Annotated in this window: 15 protein-coding genes; 8 read left to right on the plus strand and 7 right to left on the minus strand. The window is 60.4% G+C overall.

Annotation, left to right across the window (positions count from 1 at the left end; all coding sequences use genetic code 11):
• Positions 1-81: 81 nt before the first annotated feature.
• Positions 82-528 (minus strand): hypothetical protein, encoded by a 447-nt coding sequence (locus JAO77_RS06700; protein WP_198989572.1) that lies wholly within the window; start codon positions 526-528, stop codon positions 82-84.
• A 207-nt stretch (positions 529-735) separates the two neighbouring features.
• Here JAO77_RS06700 and msrA point away from each other — a divergent pair, with 207 nt between their 5' ends.
• On the plus strand, positions 736-1,437 hold the full coding sequence (msrA, locus tag JAO77_RS06705; RefSeq protein WP_198989573.1) for a peptide-methionine (S)-S-oxide reductase MsrA: 702 nt from the start codon (positions 736-738) through the stop codon (positions 1,435-1,437).
• 85 nt (positions 1,438-1,522) lie between these two features.
• Here the strand turns inward: msrA and JAO77_RS06710 are convergent, their stop codons facing one another.
• Positions 1,523-1,945 (minus strand): STAS/SEC14 domain-containing protein, encoded by a 423-nt coding sequence (locus JAO77_RS06710; protein ID WP_198989574.1) that lies wholly within the window; start codon positions 1,943-1,945, stop codon positions 1,523-1,525.
• A 170-nt stretch (positions 1,946-2,115) separates the two neighbouring features.
• On the opposite strand from JAO77_RS06710, the gene JAO77_RS06715 reads away from it, so the two are divergent.
• The gene (locus tag JAO77_RS06715; RefSeq protein WP_198989575.1) at positions 2,116-3,270 is read left to right on the plus strand and encodes a methionine aminotransferase; all 1,155 of its coding nucleotides are present in this window, start codon (positions 2,116-2,118) and stop codon (positions 3,268-3,270) included.
• A 105-nt stretch (positions 3,271-3,375) separates the two neighbouring features.
• Positions 3,376-4,164 carry an amidohydrolase gene (locus JAO77_RS06720; RefSeq protein WP_198989576.1) on the plus strand — a complete coding sequence of 263 codons (789 nt, stop codon included), beginning with the start codon at positions 3,376-3,378 and terminating at the stop codon, positions 4,162-4,164.
• A gap of 63 nt (positions 4,165-4,227) precedes the next feature.
• Here the strand turns inward: JAO77_RS06720 and JAO77_RS06725 are convergent, their stop codons facing one another.
• On the minus strand, positions 4,228-6,603 hold the full coding sequence (locus tag JAO77_RS06725) for a T9SS type A sorting domain-containing protein (RefSeq protein ID WP_198989577.1): 2,376 nt from the start codon (positions 6,601-6,603) through the stop codon (positions 4,228-4,230).
• 176 nt (positions 6,604-6,779) lie between these two features.
• Between JAO77_RS06725 and JAO77_RS06730 the strand changes: the two genes are divergently transcribed.
• Together JAO77_RS06730 and JAO77_RS06735 are read left to right on the plus strand one after the other, a co-directional pair.
• A complete protein-coding gene (locus JAO77_RS06730; RefSeq protein WP_198989578.1) occupies positions 6,780-8,189 on the plus strand; it encodes a T9SS type A sorting domain-containing protein in 1,410 nt (469 codons plus the stop codon).
• Positions 8,190-8,237: 48 nt separating this feature from the next.
• Complete coding sequence (locus tag JAO77_RS06735) at positions 8,238-9,542, plus strand: UDP-N-acetylmuramoyl-tripeptide--D-alanyl-D-alanine ligase (protein WP_370549817.1); 1,305 nt, start codon at positions 8,238-8,240, stop codon at positions 9,540-9,542.
• A gap of 80 nt (positions 9,543-9,622) precedes the next feature.
• On the opposite strand, the gene rfbC is transcribed toward JAO77_RS06735, so the two are convergent.
• Positions 9,623-10,171 carry a dTDP-4-dehydrorhamnose 3,5-epimerase gene (gene rfbC / locus JAO77_RS06740; protein ID WP_198989580.1) on the minus strand — a complete coding sequence of 183 codons (549 nt, stop codon included), beginning with the start codon at positions 10,169-10,171 and terminating at the stop codon, positions 9,623-9,625.
• A 22-nt stretch (positions 10,172-10,193) separates the two neighbouring features.
• The gene (locus JAO77_RS24500; protein ID WP_198989581.1) at positions 10,194-11,339 is read right to left on the minus strand and encodes a glycosyltransferase family 4 protein; all 1,146 of its coding nucleotides are present in this window, start codon (positions 11,337-11,339) and stop codon (positions 10,194-10,196) included.
• A 140-nt stretch (positions 11,340-11,479) separates the two neighbouring features.
• Here JAO77_RS24500 and JAO77_RS06750 point away from each other — a divergent pair, with 140 nt between their 5' ends.
• Positions 11,480-11,758, plus strand: a complete 279-nt coding sequence (locus JAO77_RS06750; RefSeq protein ID WP_198989582.1) for a c-type cytochrome — start codon at positions 11,480-11,482, stop codon at positions 11,756-11,758.
• Between the two features lie 115 nt (positions 11,759-11,873).
• The gene (locus JAO77_RS06755) at positions 11,874-14,642 is read left to right on the plus strand and encodes a M16 family metallopeptidase (RefSeq protein WP_198989583.1); all 2,769 of its coding nucleotides are present in this window, start codon (positions 11,874-11,876) and stop codon (positions 14,640-14,642) included.
• A gap of 215 nt (positions 14,643-14,857) precedes the next feature.
• On the opposite strand, the gene JAO77_RS06760 is transcribed toward JAO77_RS06755, so the two are convergent.
• Positions 14,858-15,736 carry an NmrA/HSCARG family protein gene (locus JAO77_RS06760; protein WP_198989584.1) on the minus strand — a complete coding sequence of 293 codons (879 nt, stop codon included), beginning with the start codon at positions 15,734-15,736 and terminating at the stop codon, positions 14,858-14,860.
• Positions 15,737-15,831: 95 nt separating this feature from the next.
• Positions 15,832-16,413, minus strand: a complete 582-nt coding sequence (locus JAO77_RS06765) for a Crp/Fnr family transcriptional regulator (protein ID WP_198989585.1) — start codon at positions 16,411-16,413, stop codon at positions 15,832-15,834.
• Positions 16,414-16,813: 400 nt separating this feature from the next.
• On the opposite strand from JAO77_RS06765, the gene hflX reads away from it, so the two are divergent.
• Positions 16,814-18,178 carry a GTPase HflX gene (hflX, locus tag JAO77_RS06770; RefSeq protein WP_198989586.1) on the plus strand — a complete coding sequence of 455 codons (1,365 nt, stop codon included), beginning with the start codon at positions 16,814-16,816 and terminating at the stop codon, positions 18,176-18,178.
• Positions 18,179-18,240: the final 62 nt, after the last annotated feature.

Raw genomic sequence — 18,240 nt, forward strand, 5'->3', positions numbered from 1 at the left:
GCGCATGACCCCACCCCCGGCCCCTCTCCCGGAGGGAGAGGGGCCGGGGGTGGGGTCATGCGCTCGCTATGACTTAAAAACCTACTTCAAATAATACTTACGCAGCAGCTGCATGGCGGCCGCTGCATCGTCTGCGCACACGCTGCAATTGGTGCCCACGCCATTCATAGGGCCTTCGTATTCCCAGGCGAAAGTTTTGGTGGTGGCGCCGTTGGCGGAGCTCACGCGCAACGTGTTGCCGCTGGGGACTAAATATAGCGTGCGGCGGTCGGGAAACTGCACCTTGAAGCCGGCCTGGCCATTAACCCGACCTAGGCCGGCATAACGCAGTGGCACATCTACCCGGTCTTCACCGTGGGCGTAGTGAATATCGGTGCGCCGGCCAGCATTGGTCCAGAAGCTGAAGTGCTCGTAGCTGGCCGTGCCGGGCTGGCCAGCACCGTAGTTGGCTACCCGGTTTTGGGCGTGGGCCGGGCAGAGGACAAGTGCTCCGAGCCCTAGGGCAGTGGCAAAGGCGTAGTAGTTCATGGAGTGAGGCCGTCCGGTAGGCGCGGGGTGGTAAGGCAAATACTACGCAAGCCAGCGGTGTAAAGCTGCGCTGCACCAACCAGATAACGGTATCAACATGAGCGTGCCGGCAGTGAACTGCGCGCCGATAAGACGTGTTTAAAAGAATCCACACGCCGGGTAGCTGGCGTATGTCATCGCCACCTGTCTTTTCTTTCGCCTCAACCCATGACCAAGCTATTGTCGGCCGCCCTAGGCCTTGGCTTACTCGCTCTTACCGCCTGCGGCTCGCAGCAGCCCGCCCAGGCGCAAACCCAAGCCCCTGCGGCCCCTTCAGCCGCGGTGCTGTCGGCCTCCACGGCGGGCTTTGCCCCCAAGAACACGGCCGGGCTGGCGCAGGCCACCTTTGCCGGGGGCTGCTTTTGGGCGCAAGAGGAAGCCTTTGAGGAGCTCAAGGGCGTAAAGCAGGTAGTAAGCGGCTACGCGGGCGGCACCGTGGCGCACCCCAGCTACGAGCAGGTGGCTGGCCAGCGCACCGGCCACGCCGAAACGGTGAATATTTACTACGACCCCAAGGTCATCAGCTACCAAACGCTGGCCAACGTGTTTTTCACGGCCAGCCACGACCCCACGCAGCTCAACCGCCAGGGCAACGACACGGGGCCCGAGTACCGCTCGGTAGCTTTTTACCGCACGCCCGAGGAGAAGAAGGTAATCGAGCAGACCATTGCCAAGGTGAATGCCTCGAAGCAGTACGATGCTAAAATCGTAACGCAGGTAGTGCCCTTCAAGCAGTTTTGGGATGCCGAAGACTACCACCAGGGCTACTACCGCCTGCACCCCGAAAACCCCTACATCGAAGCCGTATCGGCCCGCAAGGTCGAGCACGTGCGCAAGCTATTCCCGCAAGAGCTGAAGCAGGCGCTCTAGAGCTGCTTCGCTAGCAAAAGGCCCCGCCAACGGTAGTTGGCGGGGCCTTTTTTAATGTCTCGGTTTTTGGTGCTACCTAGGTAGCCTAGGCCAGCTGGGTGCGCCCGGCACTGGTCACTGCCGCCCATTGGCGGGCCGCTTGGGCATCGGCAAAATGCTGGGTATCGAAGGGCAAGTGAGCGGTAGCGCGCTGCATGATGTTGTCGACGCCCATGCGGTTGAGGCCATCCTGCGACACCACTACCGCCATACGCTGCACCCCAAGCTTGGCAAATTCCGGAAACCACACTTCATTTATCCAGTCTTGGTCGGCGGGGCGAATAGTGCGTAGCAGGACATTATTAGCAATATACCCCTTCACGCGGTACTGGCGCGCCAGGCGCAGCACCTCGAGCAGTGAGGTGCGCAATTGTTCAGAATTCACGAAGCCTTGCCACTCAGTTTCGATGGTGGCGCCGGTGGGGTCGTGGTGTAGCAATAGATAAGAAGTGCGATAAACAATAGCCATAAAATCCAACAGGCTTATTTAGTACGTAGTAAATTGAGGATTTAATTGTATGTAAATATACAGTCCAGGTTAAGGCAGCCGAGTGTTAAGCCAGGCATACTACGTCAGTTTATCTTTGAGTACCTCTTTCCTTTTCTACGTGCCGCCGCCCCGGACGTTACCTCGCATTTATGCTGGCTTCCAAATTGCCCGATATCGGGGTTAGTATCTTCTCCCAAATGACGGCGCTGGCCCAGGAAGCCGGGGCCCTGAATCTGGCGCAGGGCTTTCCGGACTACGACCCGCCGCTGGCCCTGCGCGAGGCCCTGGCCCGCCACGCCCTGGCGCCGGGTAGCCACCAGTACGCCCCCATGCCTGGCTTGCCGCGCCTGCGCGAGGCCATAGCGGCGCAGGTAGGGCGGCTGCAGGCCGACGCGCCCGCGCCCGACCCCGCTACCGAAATTACCATTACGGCCGGGGCCACCGAGGCGCTGTATGTAGTGCTAGCCGCCGTGGTGCGCCCCGGCGACGAAGTCATTATTCTGGAGCCGGCCTACGACCTCTACGGGCCGGCTGTGCGGCTGCAGGGCGGCGTGCCGCGCTACGTGCGCCTGCCCGTCCCCGACTTTCGGCCCGACTGGGACGCCGTGCGGGCGGCCCTAGGTCCGCGCACGCGGCTCATTATGATTAATACGCCACACAACCCCAGCGGGGCCGTATTTACGGCCGCCGACTGGGAGGCGCTGGCCAACCTGGTCGACGGCACCGACGTGCTGGTGCTCTCCGACGAGGTGTACGAGCACCTAGTGTTCGACGGCGTGGCGCCGCGCAGTGCCCGCCAGCACCCGGCCCTACGGGAGCGCACCTTCGTGCTGTCGTCGTTTGGTAAAACCTACCACGCCACCGGCTGGAAGGTGGGCTACTGCCTGGCTCCGCCCGCCCTCAGCACCGAGGTGCGGCGGGTGCACCAGTTCGTGACCTTTGCCGTGAGCACGCCCACCCAGCACGCCCTGGCCGATGTACTGGCCGCCGACCCTGCCGATGCGCACGCCCGCGGCTTAGCCGGGTTTTATCAAGCCAAGCGCGATGCTTTTCGGCAGCTGCTAGCGGGCACGGGCTGGCAGCTGCTGCCGGTGCCGGGTGGCTACTTTCAGCTGGCGGGTTACCGGCAGTACTCCCAGGCCGGCGACGTGGCGTTTGCCACCGAGTTGGCGCGCACGTGGGGCGTGGCGGTAGTGCCTGTGTCGGCCTTCTACCACGATGGATACGACCCTGGTTTCGTGCGATTTTGCTTTGCCAAGGAGCTGCCTACGTTGGAAGCCGCTGCTGCCCGCTTGCGCCGATAAGGCGACAGTAACGAATTTTGTAAGTAGAATAGCAAACTATCACCTAAGCATGTGCTAATTGCACTAATTAATTACTATCGCCTTTCCTGAATACTCTTTACTCGTATGACTGACTTTACTGTGTCGCTGGTGCAAACCGACCTACACTGGCACGAGCCAGCGGCCAACCGCGCCGCGCTCACCGACCAACTGGCCGCGGCCCTTGCCGGACCGGGGCTTACCGATTTGATAGTGCTGCCCGAGATGTTTACTACCGGCTTCAGCATGGCCGCGGCGGCCCAGGCCGAGCCGGCTGAAAGTGCCACGTTGGCTTGGCTGCGCGAGCAGGCCGCTCGCTACGATGCCGTAGTGACGGGCAGCGTGATGGTAGCTGAAGGTGGGCGCTACTACAACCGCCTACTGTGGGTGCGCCCCGATGGCAGCTACAGCGCCTACGACAAGCGCCACCTGTTTCGGATGGCTGGCGAGCACGAAGTATACACGGCCGGCGCGGGCCGCCTGGTAGAAGAGTGGCGCGGCTGGCGCATTCAGCCACTGGTATGCTACGACCTGCGCTTCCCGGTGTGGAGCCGCAACCCCTCTGCCGAGCCCTACGACCTGCTGCTGTACGTGGCCAACTGGCCCCACGCCCGCGTGCATGCCTGGAAGGTGCTGCTGCAAGCGCGCGCCATCGAAAACCTGACCTACGTAGCTGGCGTGAACCGTATTGGCCTCGATGGCCTAGGGGTAGAGTACAGCGGCCACACCATGCTGCTTGACCCTAGGGGAGATTACCTGGCCCAGGCCGGCTCCATGCCTACCATTCTTACCCGCCGCCTCATGCGCCACCCTCTGCACGAGGCCCGCGAGCAGCTGTCGGCCCTGAGCGATGCCGATGCCTACGAACTCAAGTAAGCGCTAAGAGAGAAGGCCAGGATGCACTCCGCATCCTGGCCTTCTCTCTTAGCGCTAGTATAGCTATTTCACTAGCAGCTTGCGAGTGGCTGCCGCCCCATCGCTGGCCGTGACTTGCACCACGTACATGCCGGGCGCGAGGCCGCCTAGGTCGAGGGTGCGGGTGCGCCGCGGTGTGGCATCTTGGCGCACCAAGCGGCCCGTGAGGTCGAATAGGCGCAGGCTGGTGAGCTGGGCCGTTTCAACGGTTACGGCGTCGGTAGGGCTGGCGGGGTTAGGGTATACCCCTAGGGCCACGGCCGGGGCGGCGGGCGGCTCGGCGGCCAGCGGAGTCTCGCGCCCCGTGACGTAGCTCACAATGCCGCCCGTTTCGGTGCCGATGTACAGCTCGGGCGTGCCATCCTGGTTGAGGTCGGCGGCGGCGGGGGCGTAGTGCAGCAGCGTGCCGTGGCCAAGCTGCGCGGCGTAGTAGCGGCTGGTGAGCTTATTATAAAACAAGTCGGTACGCTCCGTGAAGGCCGCGCCCTGGTTGCGGAAGTCGCTGTAGAAGCGCACCGTGCCCGCCCCGCTTACCGTGAGCAGGTCGGGGCGGCCGTCGCCGTCGAAGTCGGCCACGGTTGGGGCCAGGTTGATGAGGCGGGCGCCATTATTGCGCAGCTGGCCGTAGTCATTATTAGCCAGCGCAAACAGACTGTTGGTGGCCACGCCCGCGCCCTGGTTGCGGTAATAGCGCAGGCTGGAGCCGGGCTCGCTGGTGTCGTTGGTGCCGAGCAGCAGGTCTACGTAGCCGTCGCCATCCACATCAAAAAAGCACGGCGTATCGCCCGCGTAGGTGGCGATGGCGCCGGTGCCACCCGTGCCCTGGGGCCGGAAATAGTCGTCGGCCGCGGCGTTAAAAACGGCCGCTTGCCCTGCCCCGGCCTGGTTGAGCCGGAAGTGCAGCCGGTTGCTGCTGCCCGCGTACACCGAGTACACTAGGTCGAGGGCCCCGTCGCGGTTGAGGTCTACCAAGGCCGGGCGCAGGCTCTCGAAACGGCTGGCCGGTGTGAGCGCGGCCGTGGCCGCCAGCCCTAAGTAATCGTCGGTAACGAGCCGGAACACGGGGCGGCGGGCCGTGCCTACGTTGCGATAGTAATAGATACTGCTGCGGTAGTAGCCGTTCACCTGGTCACCCTGCGAGCCTACCAGCATGTCGGTAAGCCCGTCGCCGTCGAGGTCGCCGAAGGCTGGGGCCGCGCCCTCGCTCACATCGAGCATATCATTTTGCAAAAAGCCATCGCTCACCTGGCTATAGGTGGGCAGGGCGCCCGCCCCGCCGCCGCTCGTGAGGCGGTACTGGCGCACGGTGCGGCGCATGCTCACGCGGTCGTCTTGGTTGGTAATCTGGTTGGGTGCTACCACTAGGTCGGGCGCGCCATCTAGGTCAGCATCAAAGATGTAGGGCGCTGGATATACCGAAGTAGCCAAGGGTGTGGCCAAGGGAAAAGCGCTGCTGATGCCTGCCAGCGTGAAGGTGGCGTCCGTGCTGCTGCTGCCCGTATTGAGCAGCCGCGATAGCTGCGGGCAGTTGTCGCGGCCATCGAGCAGGTCGAGCACGCCGTCGCCGTTGAGGTCTGCGAGCAGCACGTTGTGGCCCATGCTGTGCATGATTTTGGTGGTGCCGTCGCCCGGTATGGGGCCCATTACGCGCCGGGCCTGGCACTGGGCTACCCCATTGGGCTGGTACATAGCGCAGTCGGGGCACGCCGAAAGCTTGCCCCAGTAGTTCGTAGCCTGCCGAAACGAACTTAGGTCGGTGCACGGCCCGGTGCCCGTGTTCAGGTACAGCTCTAGGTTGGTTGAAGCTGCAAAATCGTAGGTGAGGATATCGAGCCGGCCGTCGCCGTTCACGTCCTGCACCGCCGGCACGTTGTAGTAGCCCGAATTGATGTTGACGTTAAGCGTGCTGGAGAGGGCAAAGCCTAGCTCGGCGTTGGCCAGCACAAACTGTGGGCTGCCGCTGGCCGAGCCTTCGTTGTGAAACACCCGGATGTTACCGCCCTCCACGTAGGTAAAAATATCGGGCCGGCCATCGCAGTCATAATCGCGCAGTGCCACCCAGCTGGCTAGGTCATTCGGAAAGGCATTCTCGTACACCGGAGCGTACTGCCAGCGCCGCCCGCCGCCCGCCGCCACGTTCAGAAAGGTATAGCTGCGCGACGCCTCGCGGTCAAAGACGTACAGGTCGAGTTGGCCATCGCCGTTCAGGTCTATGTTGCTGAATTGTGGAGCGTTGAGGCCGCCCGCCCAGGCGTGGGGCAGCGTATCGGTGCCCTGCACTAGCCGAGCTACACTGCCAAACTCGAAGCCAAACCGGGCACCCGTCGTTTGCGCTTGGGCTGACTGCCCGCCCAGTGATAAAGCCCAGCTAATGAGCAGCAAAAGTAGAGAGCGAGCCATAAGCAGAGGAAGGAAGCAGCGAATGAAGTGACAACCACTGGCTAACAGCTACAAGTTGCGCTTTAGCCTGCGCAAAACCAGAAAATGTAAAATCTTTTTTTGGGATTCAGTCCAGAATTTGGACTTTGTGAAAAATCTGGACTTTCTTTGTGCTAATAATAATCATATTATAATTTATGAAAAGACTATTATTTGCTGTAATAATTATAATTTCAGGTAGTAAATCCCGTGCACAGGGCACGGTCAATTACGTCACAGAAATAGTTACTGACTACGGCAAGTTTTGGCGTAGTGGCACTGGTACCACCGGCAATGCACCTCTTAGCGCTACCAAGCCCGACAACTCGCACAATCTGATAGCTTTTTCGCTGGATGGCGTGCGCTACGCTACCGGTGTCAACGACGAGCTGTTGAAGGCCAACGAGCTGACGTACAAGCCAGGGCGATACCAAGCCTTGTCGGTAGATGGGCTTACATCTTCGACCGTCATCAACTCCAACACTAAAGTCGGCCTGGGGCAGCTCTACGACAAGGTGCACAACGGGCCGAGCTCGCCACCGCCCACCGGCGGCTACGAGCGCTACCTCAGCGACGGCGTGCAGGGCCTCGACCTAGGTACCGGAGTGGCCAACCTGCCGGCGGGCACGCTCACCTTTGCCGTCAGCTCGGTGGCCCAAGCGGCCATCGGCGATGGGGTGCCTGATGTGCTCGTGACCCAGTTTGCCTCGCCCGATACGGGGGGTGATAAATACCAGTTCTTGGATGCCAGCGGCAAAGCGGTGGGCACCGCCGTCACGGTGGTATTCGTGAACGTGCCGGTGGTAGGAAATTGGATGGCTGATTTTTATGAGGCTTCGCAAAGCCCCATGACCCTGGGCACAGGCTTCACCAACACGGGTCGCGACCTACGCCTGTGGGCGGCCGATTTTTCTTCGTTCGGCATTACGGCCAGCGACTATAGCCGCATCAAGAGCTTTCAGATAACGCTGAACGGCAGCAGCGACCAGGCGTTTGTGGCCTATAATACGGCGGCGCTCAGCATTCAGCCCCTGCCCGTAACGCTCACCGCCTTTGCGGGCGCCGCCCAGGGGTCGGCCGTGCACCTAACCTGGCAAACCGCCAGCGAGCGCGATGCCGACGCCTTCGTGGTAGAAGCCAGCGCCGACGGTAGCACCTTTGTGCCGGTGGGCCGGGTGGCGGCGGCCGGTACCACGGCCCAGGCCCAGCGCTACGCCTTTGGCTACCAACCGCCGCAGCCGGGCCTAGGGTATTACCGCCTGCGCCAGCTCGACCACGATGGTACCGGCTATTACTCGCCGGTGGTGGCTGTGCGCACCGGAGCGGCGGCCGTAGCAGTATTCCCAAACGTGTTCGATGAAGCCCTGACGGTACGGTTGCCGGCGGCCGGCAGCACGACCCTGGCGCTGCTGGCGCCCGATGGCCGCTTGCTTTATCAGCAGCACCTAGGTGCGTCGCCCGCGCAAGACCTAGCACTACCCAGCCCGGCCGCGCTGCCGCCTGGCCTCTACCTGCTGCGCGTGGTGCTGGATGGCCGGGCCAGCCTGCACCGCGTGGTGAAGCAGTAGCGGCTAAATATCACCTGGGGCCCCACCTTTGTGGCCGTAATGACGACGATGCCCACGCCCCTCTACGCCCAGTACCTCGCCGCCCAGGGCCAGGTCAGCACCGACTCGCGCCAGCCCCAGCCGGGCACGCTCTTCTTCGCCCTCAATGGCCCCAGCTTTCGCGGGGCCGCCTTTGCGGCCGGCGCGCTGGCCAAAGGCGCCCGCCACGCCGTGGTAGACGACGAACAACTGGCCACCCAGGACCCGGCGCACTACACCTACGCCGCCGACCCGTTGGTTGCCCTGCAAGCCCTGGCCCAGGAGCACCGCCGCCAGTTTCGGGGCCCGGTGCTGGCTATCACAGGCTCAAACGGCAAAACCACTACCAAGGAATTGCTGACGGTAGTTCTAGCGCAGAAATATAACGTGCTGGCTACCACTGGCAATTTCAATAACCACATTGGCGTGCCCCTCACGCTGCTGCGCCTCCGGCCGCAGGAGCACGACATTGCCGTGATTGAGATGGGGGCCAACCACCAGGGCGAAATTGCGGACTACTGCCAGTGGGCCGAGCCTACGCACGGCCTCATCACCAACATCGGCAAGGCCCACCTCGAGGGTTTTGGGGGCGAGGCTGGCATCGCAAAAGGCAAGGGCGAGCTGTTTGACTACCTGGCGGCGCACGGCGGCACTGCTTTCGTAAACACCCTCGATGCCAAGCTGCCGGGGCTGGCCGGGGCAGTACCGCACCGTGCCACCTATTCCCAGCCCGGCGACGCCTACCCCGCTACGCTGCTGGCCGCCGACCCGGCGCTACGCCTGCGCCTGTGGGACGGCACCGAGGTAGCTGCCCACCTCACCGGGGAGTACAACTTTCCGAATATGGCGGCGGCAGCAGCTGTAGGCGCCTATTTTGAGGTGCCCTCTGCCCAGGTAGCCGCCGCCCTGGCTGCCTACAACCCCCAGAACAACCGCTCGCAGCTCGTGCGCACCGACCGCGGCAACGACCTGATACTCGACGCTTATAATGCCAACCCCAGCAGCATGGCCGCCGCCCTGCGCAGCTTTGCGCAGCGCCCCGTGGCCGCTGGCCAGGGGCGCTTGGCTATCCTAGGCGATATGTTCGAGCTAGGCGATACCAGCGCTGCCGAGCACCGCGCCCTTGGCCAGCTGCTGGCCGACCTAGGGCTGCACCACGCAGTGCTCATCGGCCCCCTGATGCAGGCCGCCGCTGAGGCGCACCCAGCTGCTTACTACTTCGCCGACAAAGGTGCCGCCGCCGAGTGGCTGGCCCACCAAACCATCGCCGGCCAGCTTATCCTGCTGAAAGGCTCGCGTGGCATGGGTCTGGAAAGCTTGCTGCCTCTGCTTTAGACCTAGGCAAATAGTAAGGAGGCACTGAGCAAGAAAGCCATTTCGCTTGCTCAGTGCCTCCTTACTATTTGCTTATTGACCTAAAATGGTCTTGCCAATTCAGCCAGCGTGGGCAGAATGGCGTCTTTGGGCGAAACGAGTGCCTCGCCCTCAAAGCCCCAGTCGATACCTAGGGCGGGGTCGTTCCAGAGCAGGCCGCCCTCGGCGCCGGGGGCGTAATAGTCCGAGCACTTGTAGAGAAACAGCGTGTTGTCTTCCAGCGCCACAAAGCCGTGGGCAAACCCGATAGGTACGTAAAGCACATTGCCGAGCTCGGCGGTGAGTAGCACCTTGGCGTGCTGGCCGTAGGTGGGCGAGTCGCGGCGTAGGTCTACTACCACGTCGAGGGCGCGGCCCTGGGCCACGCGTACCAGCTTGGCCTGCGCGTGGGGCGGCTTCTGAAAGTGCAGGCCCCGTAGCGTACCGGCCTTGGAGCTACTCTGATTGTCTTGCACCCAGTCGAGGTGCGGCAGGCCCAGGCCTTCCATAGTACGCGCGCTAAAGCTTTCGAAAAACGCGCCGCGCGGGTCGCCAAATATGCGAGGCCGGAACTCAAGCAGGCCAGGTAGAGAATGCGTAATAACTTCCATAGAGAGACTAAAAATAAAGGTGTTAGTGCATTTTGATAGGAGACTGCCGGCTAGCCTCGGCCACGGCGGTCAGGTACTCGCGCAGCACAAGCTGCTCGTCAAATTTCTCTTCAGCGAGCTGGCGGCTGGCGGCGCCCATGGCTGCCAGGCGCTCGGGCGCCAGCTGGGCCACGAGTAGTAGCTTGGCAGCTAGGTCATCGGCCGAGCGCACTTGGCAAAGGTAGCCGTTGCGGCCGTGCTCCACGGTCTCGCGGCAGCCGGGTACATCGGTGGTTACAAGAGGTTTGCCGCAGGCCGCGGCTTCGAGCAGGGTTTTGGGGGTGCCTTCGCGGTAGGAAGGCAGCACCACGCAGTCGGCGCGGTGCAGGTGCTCGGCCACGTTGTCGGAGGTACCTAGGTGCTCGACGTGGCCCTCGGCCAGCCACTGCTCGAACGTGGCGCGGGGCACGCCCACGCCGCCGGCCTCATCGAGGCCGCCCAGCAATTGCACCCGCACCTGGTCGGGCCCTAGGGTCGTGCGTAGCTGCCGCGCCGCCTCGAAGTACTCCACGATGCCTTTTTCGTAGAGCACCCGCGCCACCATAAGGAAGGTGAAGGGCGCATTGGCAGCTTTGTCGGCGCTGGGCTGGGGACGGAAGCGCGCCAAATCGACGCCTGAGCCGGGCACCAGGCCCGTGCGCTCGGGCCTGATGAGGCCGTAGCGAATGAAGAGCTCGCGGTCGTCGTTGTTCTGAAAAAATACTTTGTGTGGAAACCGAAAGGCCAGTCGGTACAGCCCGCGGGCCACTTTGCTTACCAGGTTCTCGATGAGAAAAACGGTGCCTAAGCCACTTACATTGTTGATGCTGGCCACGCCCGCCAGCTTGGCTGCCAGCGTGCCGTAAATGTTGGGCTTGATGGTGAAGTGTAGCACCACATCGGGCCGCTCACGCTTGTAAATAGTTAAAAAACGACGCGTTAGCTGGGCATCTTTGAGTGGATTGGTGCCCTTGTTTTCCATCAGGATGGGTACGTAGCGGCAGCCCAACTCACTTTCCAGGCGTGCCGAGTAGGCATCGGGCGGGGCAATGGCCAGCACCTCGTGGCCAGCGGCTTGCAGGGCCTTAACGAGGCCCCGGCGGAAATTCCAGATGTTCCAGGAAGTATTAATAACTACAGCAACGCGCACAGGTCTAGGATAACGTAAACAATAGAATAGCGCGGCAAAGGTCGGGCGCGAAAGCGACGCGGGCGCTACGTAGCCTGCTCAGGGGGTTACTTTCGGCGCAGTTTTCGCGTTAGGGAATTGCTATGCATAGGTATAAAAACATGGGCCTCGCGCTTGGATTGCTCGCTGTGAGCGCCAGCGCCCAGGCTGCCCCGCCCACGCCGGGCCAATTAATTTTTCAAAAAAACTGCCAGCGCTGCCACGGCAAAGACGGCCGCCTAGGGCTTAATGGTGCTCACGACCTCACCAAAAGTAACCTCAATACTATGGGTCGCACCTATCTGGTAACGAATGGTATGGGGAAAATGCCAAGCTTTAGTAAGACCTTAAGCCCAACCCAAATTGCGCAGGTGGTAGCCTACTCGCTGACGCTAAAGTAGCCGCTGCAGCTTGCAACTGCCGCCGGGCCGCAGGTATCTGGTAGTAGGAGTGTGCTGATTATCAAGAATTTTTGATTAAATCGCATTATTCTGCTATTCCTAGATACTTGCTCGTATGAAACACACTTTCCTACTGGGGGCGTTGTTGGCCCTAGGTCTGCCCGCCCGGCCATTGCTGGCCCAAACCGCTACTGCTCTGCCCGCGGGCGTCACGCAAGTGACGTCGGTGGAGGGCATCACCGAATACAAGCTGCCCAACGGTCTGCGGGTGCTGCTCTTCCCCGACCAGTCGAAGGCCACGGCTACCGTCAACATCACCTATCTGGTAGGCTCGCGGCACGAGGGCTACGGCGAAAGTGGTATGGCCCACCTGCTAGAGCACATGGTGTTTAAGGGCTCGACCAAGCATCCCAACATTCCGCAGGAGCTGACCGAGCATGGCGCCAACCCCAATGGCACAACTTGGCTCGACCGCACCAACTACTTCGAAACCTTCACCTCGACCGACGAGAACCTGAAGTGGGCCTTGGACCTAGAAGCTGACCGTATGGTCAATTCTTTCATTGCCAAGAAGGACCTCGACAGTGAGTTTAGCGTGGTGCGCAACGAGTTTGAGAGCGGCGAAAACTCACCTAGCAGCGTGCTCATGGAACGCGTGCTGAGTAGCGCTTACCTATGGCACAACTACGGCAAATCGACCATCGGCTCGAAGGAAGATATTGAGCGCGTGCCGATTGATAACCTCAAGGCCTTTTACCAAAAGTACTACCAGCCCGACAACGCCGTGCTGCTGGTGGCCGGCAAGTTTGACCCCGCCAAGACGCTGGCGCTCATCAAACAGGACTTCGGGCCCATTGCCAAGCCCACTCGCGTGCTGGCCCCCACCTACACCACCGAGCCCACCCAAGATGGCGAGCGCTCGGTGACCCTACGCCGGCCTGGCGACACCCAAGGCCTGGCCGTAGCCTACCACGTGGTAGCCGGCGCCCACCCCGACTACGCTGCCACCGATGTGCTGGTGGACGTACTCACCAATCAGCCTTCGGGCCGCCTGTATAAGGCACTGGTAGAAAATAAAAAAGCGGCCAGCACCTGGGGCTTTACCCCCACGCTGCACGACCCTGGCTTTGCGTATTTCTACGCCGATGTGCGCCAGGGCCGCTCGCTCGACTCGGCCCGCACGGCTATGCTGGGTGCCCTCGACGCGGTGGCCCGCACCCAGCCACCCACGGCCGAGGAAGTAGCCCGCGCCAAAACCAAGCTGCTCAAGGATATTGAGCTGCTATTTCAGAAAAGCGATGACCTAGGGCTGACCTTGAGCGAGTACATCGCCACCGGCGACTGGCGCCTCGTGTACCTCTACCGCGACAACCTGCGCAAGGTAACGGCCGCCGACGTGCAGCGCGTGGCCGCCGCCTATCTCAAACCTAGCAACCGCACCGTGGGCCTTTTCGAGCCTGACAACCGGCCCGACCGCACCACCGTGCCCGCCGCCCCCGACGTGGCCGCGCTGGTGAAAAACTATAAAGGCGAGCCCGCCATCGCGGCCGGTGAAGCCTTCGACGCGTCACCCGCCAATATCAACACCCGCACCAAGCTAGGCCAGGAGAAGAACGGCCTCAAGTACGCGCTGCTGCAAAAGCAGACACGCGGCAACTCGGTAAACGCGGAGCTGAAGCTGCGCTATGGCACTGAGGCCTCGCTCACGGGCAAGCCGGGCGTGGCTCAGCTCACGGCCGCCATGCTCCAGCGCGGCACCAAAATGCGCACCTACGCCCAGATTCGGGATGCTTTCGACAAGGCGCAGGCGCAGGTGTACTTCTACGGCGGCGGCCAAACGGCCACAGCGGGTATTCAGACTGATAAGGCGCACCTGAACAGCGTGATGGACATCGTGCTTGACTGCCTGCGTAACCCCTCCTTCCCGGCCGATGAGTTTGAGAAGCTTAAGCAGGCGCGCCTCGCCGACCTAGAGTCGCAGAAGCAAGAGCCCCAGGCGCTGGCCTACAACCTCGCCAGTCGCCTAAGCTCGCCTTACCCCAAGGGCCACCCGATGGAAACGCTATCCTATGACGATGAGATTGCCGCCATCAAGGCCATTAAAATCGAAGATGTGCGCGCCTTCTACAAGCAGTTTTACGGCGCCCAAAACGCCACGCTGGCCGTAGTGGGCAGCTTCGACGAGCCGGCCCTGCGCCAGCGTCTCGACAAGCAGTTGGGTACCTGGAAGGCCAGCAGCCCCTACGCGCGCATTCCGCAGCGCGTGTTCTCCGGCACCGCCCAAAGCCAGGCCCTGCAAACCAACGACAAGGCCAACGCCATGTTCGTGGCCATGATGAAATACCCGCTGCGCGACGACTCGCCCGACTACGCGGCCCTGTATATGGCCAACTACATCCTAGGTGATGGTTTCTTGAATTCGCGCCTCGCTACGCGCATCCGCCAAAAAGAGGGTGTGAGCTATGGGGTGGGCTCCTACATGTATGCCGATGACAACGACGAGGTGGGCGGTTTTGGGTCGTATGCCATCTACAACCCCGACAACTCGGCCCGCCTCGAACAAGCCTACAAGGAAGAAGTCGAGCGCCTACTCAAAGACGGCGTCACGGCCGATGAGCTGAAGGCCGCCAAATCGGCCGCGCTGCAAAACTTCCAGGTGCAGCGCTCGCAAGACCGCAACCTGGCCAGCACCTGGGCGCAGTACCTCACCAAGGCCGAGGGCCGCACCTTCACCTACGACGCCGAGCTCGACCGCCGCATCGCGGCCCTCACGCCCGAGCAGGTAAACGCTGCGGCTAAGAAGTACCTCGACTACTCTAAGCTGACCATCGTGAAGGCCGGCGACTTTGCCCGCAGCGCCAAGCCGAAGGCGACGGCGCCGTAGGGATAGAGCGGCTAAAGTCCGGGTCATGCTCATCTGGCGGCCACGCGATATACTTCACTGCGTGGCCGCCAGATGCGTATGACAGCATGATAAGATGACCTCGCGGCCCCTAGAAATGCGATTGGAAGTTGCTTATGATAGCGCCGAGCGCCTTCACTCCAGCCTAGGCCACCAAGCTCCTGGGTTACTGCGAAACCCATCTTCAATCCACCACATTAGGCGGATGCTCTAATCCATTCTTTGAGCGAGGTAAAGGGCTCGGTTGCAATTTCGTTAGCCAATTGAACTTGCGCTTCGGAATCAGGGCCCATGTACGTGTAGGTCTCAATGTATCCTAGCAACTGCGCCACGGCTTCCGCGCCCTCAAAGAAATTGGCAAATACCTTGGCCGGAACTTGGTAAAACGTATAGTCTGTCCCGTTGGCCTTGAAAGCCTCCACCACATCATGGAAGCTATTTACTTCGGTCGCCAGAGACAAGTAAGCGCCATTGCCCACCTTCTCGGGGTGTAAAAACGCGCCGGCTACCACCTTACCCAAATCGTGTATGTCGGCCATGTGCAGCACCTTCTTGGTGGGGTCAATGGGCAAGGTCCAGCCGATGGAACCATCTTGCTGCTGCTGTGGGGCGGTGTGGCCGTGGAAGTTTTGGAAGTAAAACGGCGGCTGCACGAAGGTATACTGTGCAAAGCCGGCCTTTTTCACCACCTCATCAACGGCAGCTTTCCCCGTAAACTGAGGCACGGTAAACTGCCCGTTGCTGATTTTCTCCACGTTTGGCAGCGTGGACCAAATGAAATGCTGCACCTGGGCATTTTTGGCGGCTTCAACGGCCAGTGTGCCTTGTGCCAGCTCGTCGGCGCCTTCCCAAAAGTTGGTGACCACAAATACCCCGTGTGCCCCCCGGAAGGCGTTGGTCATGGAGGCCAGGTCCATCAAGTCCCCCTGCGCTACTTCGTGCGCCTTGCCCTGATAGGTCTTGGGGTTTCGGGTAACTGCCCGAACGGTGAAAGAACCCTCCTTCACTAGCGCATCTACTACTCCCTTTCCTTGCAGGCCAGTCGCGCCCACTACGGCAATTAGTCTCTTTTCCACCTTGGCTGTTTTTTAAAGATTTCCAGTGCCACAAAGGTGGAGGAGCTGACCTGCGGCAGCCCATAAGGTAGTTTAAGAAAGCGACTTAAGGTAGATTAAGAGCCAATCATCTTTTTGCGGATGGTACTCAGAAATTCGGGCGTCACCCCCAGGTAGGAGGCAATCTGCACGTTGGATAGCCGTTGCAGAAACTGTGGGTATCTTTTCAAAAAGTCAAGGTAACGCTCTTCGGCGGTGGAGCTGATATTCTGCAAAATTCTTCGATGTGCGTTAACCAGGGCGTTTTCCGTAAGGGCCCGGAAAATCCGGTTAAACGTGAGGTTGTCATCAAAGAACTTGACCTGGTCTTCCTTTCTTAATTGAAGAATGGTTGAATTTTCCAGCGCTTCTATGTACAGGCTACTCGGCTCTGCCGCGTAGAAACTGGCAATGTCTGTTATCCACCAGTTCTCAATGGCAAACTGCAGGTTATGCTCTTTGCCTTTGTCGTCTACCAGGTACATTCTAAAGCAGCCCGCCACTACGAACGTGTGATGCTTGCAGACGTCCCCTTTCTGCAGGATAAAATGCCTTCGTTTTACCTTTCGCTCCTGGAAAGCTTCTGCTACGAGAGACTTTTCTGCTTCCGTTAAGGAAAGAACACGTTCGAAATAGGCTAGTAGAGCTGTTGTCGTCATTTGCCAAATTTGCTACAACTAGAAGCTAACAGAAGTCTGAGGCGGCCCGGTCAAGCGAGAGAGAGCAGAGTATTATATTTAAGTTTTTGAAGATGAGAATCTTGCGGGTTTGGTGGGCGAGTGTCTAGTGCTGTCGCTCGTGGCTACCCTAGTCGAACGGAAGTGGCCCGTCGTATTGACGGTGCTTATCGGGTTTGCCTATGGAGCGGAAACTATTATCTCATCCTCTCCTGCCTAATTAGACCACCTCAAGCTAAGAAATGGACGTAATGGGCGTAGATACAGGTCAAAAATAAGTCAGTACATTACCGGAGTCAGGTCGTGGAAACGCGTATTTATACAACGATTCTCCCATATTTAGTGTTAACTATCTAGCGCACCCATTCCGCGCTTTTACGCTATGTCTAATTCCAACTCGCCCGGCGGCAACCGTAGCGGCACCCGTCACTGGGGGGCTTCCGATAGCACCCCCGCCCGCCGCGACGCCAAAACGCCTAAACACTTACTTAAAATAAAGACCCACGCCACGGCCAAAGAGCGCGAAACCGCTGTGCTCGTGAGCGTGCCCCCGCGTCGCCAAAACGACGCGCAAACGACCGAATACCTGGACGAACTAGCTTTTCTGATTGAAACGGCCGGTGCCGAAGCCACCAAACGCTTCGTGCAGAAGCTCGAAAAGCCCGACATCCGCACTTACGTGGGTGAGGGCAAGCTAGCCGAGATAAAAGCCTACGTGCAGCACGAAAACAGCAGCATGGTCGTCTTCGACGATGACCTGTCGCCCTCGCAGCTGCGCAACCTAGAGGCCGAGCTGAAAGTGAAAATTGTGGACAGGTCGCTGCTCATTCTCGACATTTTTGCGCTGCGGGCCAAGTCGGCCACGTCGCGCACGCAAGTCGAGCTGGCGCAGTATCAATACCTGTTGCCCCGCCTCACCGGCCTCTGGACCCACTTGGACAAGCAGCGCGGTGGTGTGGGCATGAAGGGCCCAGGTGAAACGGAAATCGAGACCGACCGACGCATCGTGCGCGACCGCATTGCCTTCCTCAAGGAGAAGCTCGAAGACCTCGACAAGCAAGCTGTGACGCAGCGTAAAACGCGTACGCAAACCATTCGGGTAGCGCTGGTGGGCTATACTAACGTAGGCAAGAGCACGATAATGAACCTACTCGGCAAGGCCGAAGTATTTGCCGAAAACAAGCTTTTCGCCACCGTCGATGCCACGACCCGCAAGGTGGTGCTCGACAACCACGTGCCCTTCCTTCTCTCCGATACGGTAGGGTTTATCCGCAAGCTGCCCACCAAGCTTATCGAGAGCTTCAAGAGCACGCTCGACGAGATTCGGGAGGCCGACTTGCTCATTCACGTGGTCGATATTTCGCACCCAGCTTTTGAGGAGCACATCGAAGTAGTAAATGAAACACTCCGCGAAATCGGCGCTTCTGATAAGCCTTCGCTGCTGGTGTTCAATAAAATAGACCAGTACAAGGCTGATACCGACCCGATACCGAACTTCGGCGACGATGACCCCGACCAGGAGTTCCCGACCGACTTCGAGGAAGCCGCCCCGCGCCCGCCGCTCGAGCAGCTGCAAGAGACCTACATGGCGCGCTTGCACGACCCGGTAGTGTTCATCTCGGCGCAGCAAAAGGAGAACGTGGACGCCCTGCGCGAACTGCTGGGCCGCAAGGTAGCCGAGCTCTACCAAGTGCGGTACCCATACAGCAACCAGCAGTATGGCCAGTACGACGCCGTAACGGAGTAAGCTAGCCTAGGAAAAAGAAAAGCGGCCGGGACACATGTTCCGGTCGCTTTTCTTTTTCCTAG

Origin of the sequence: Hymenobacter sp. BT559 (genome assembly GCF_016427535.1) — a bacterium.
Taxonomy (GTDB): domain Bacteria; phylum Bacteroidota; class Bacteroidia; order Cytophagales; family Hymenobacteraceae; genus Hymenobacter.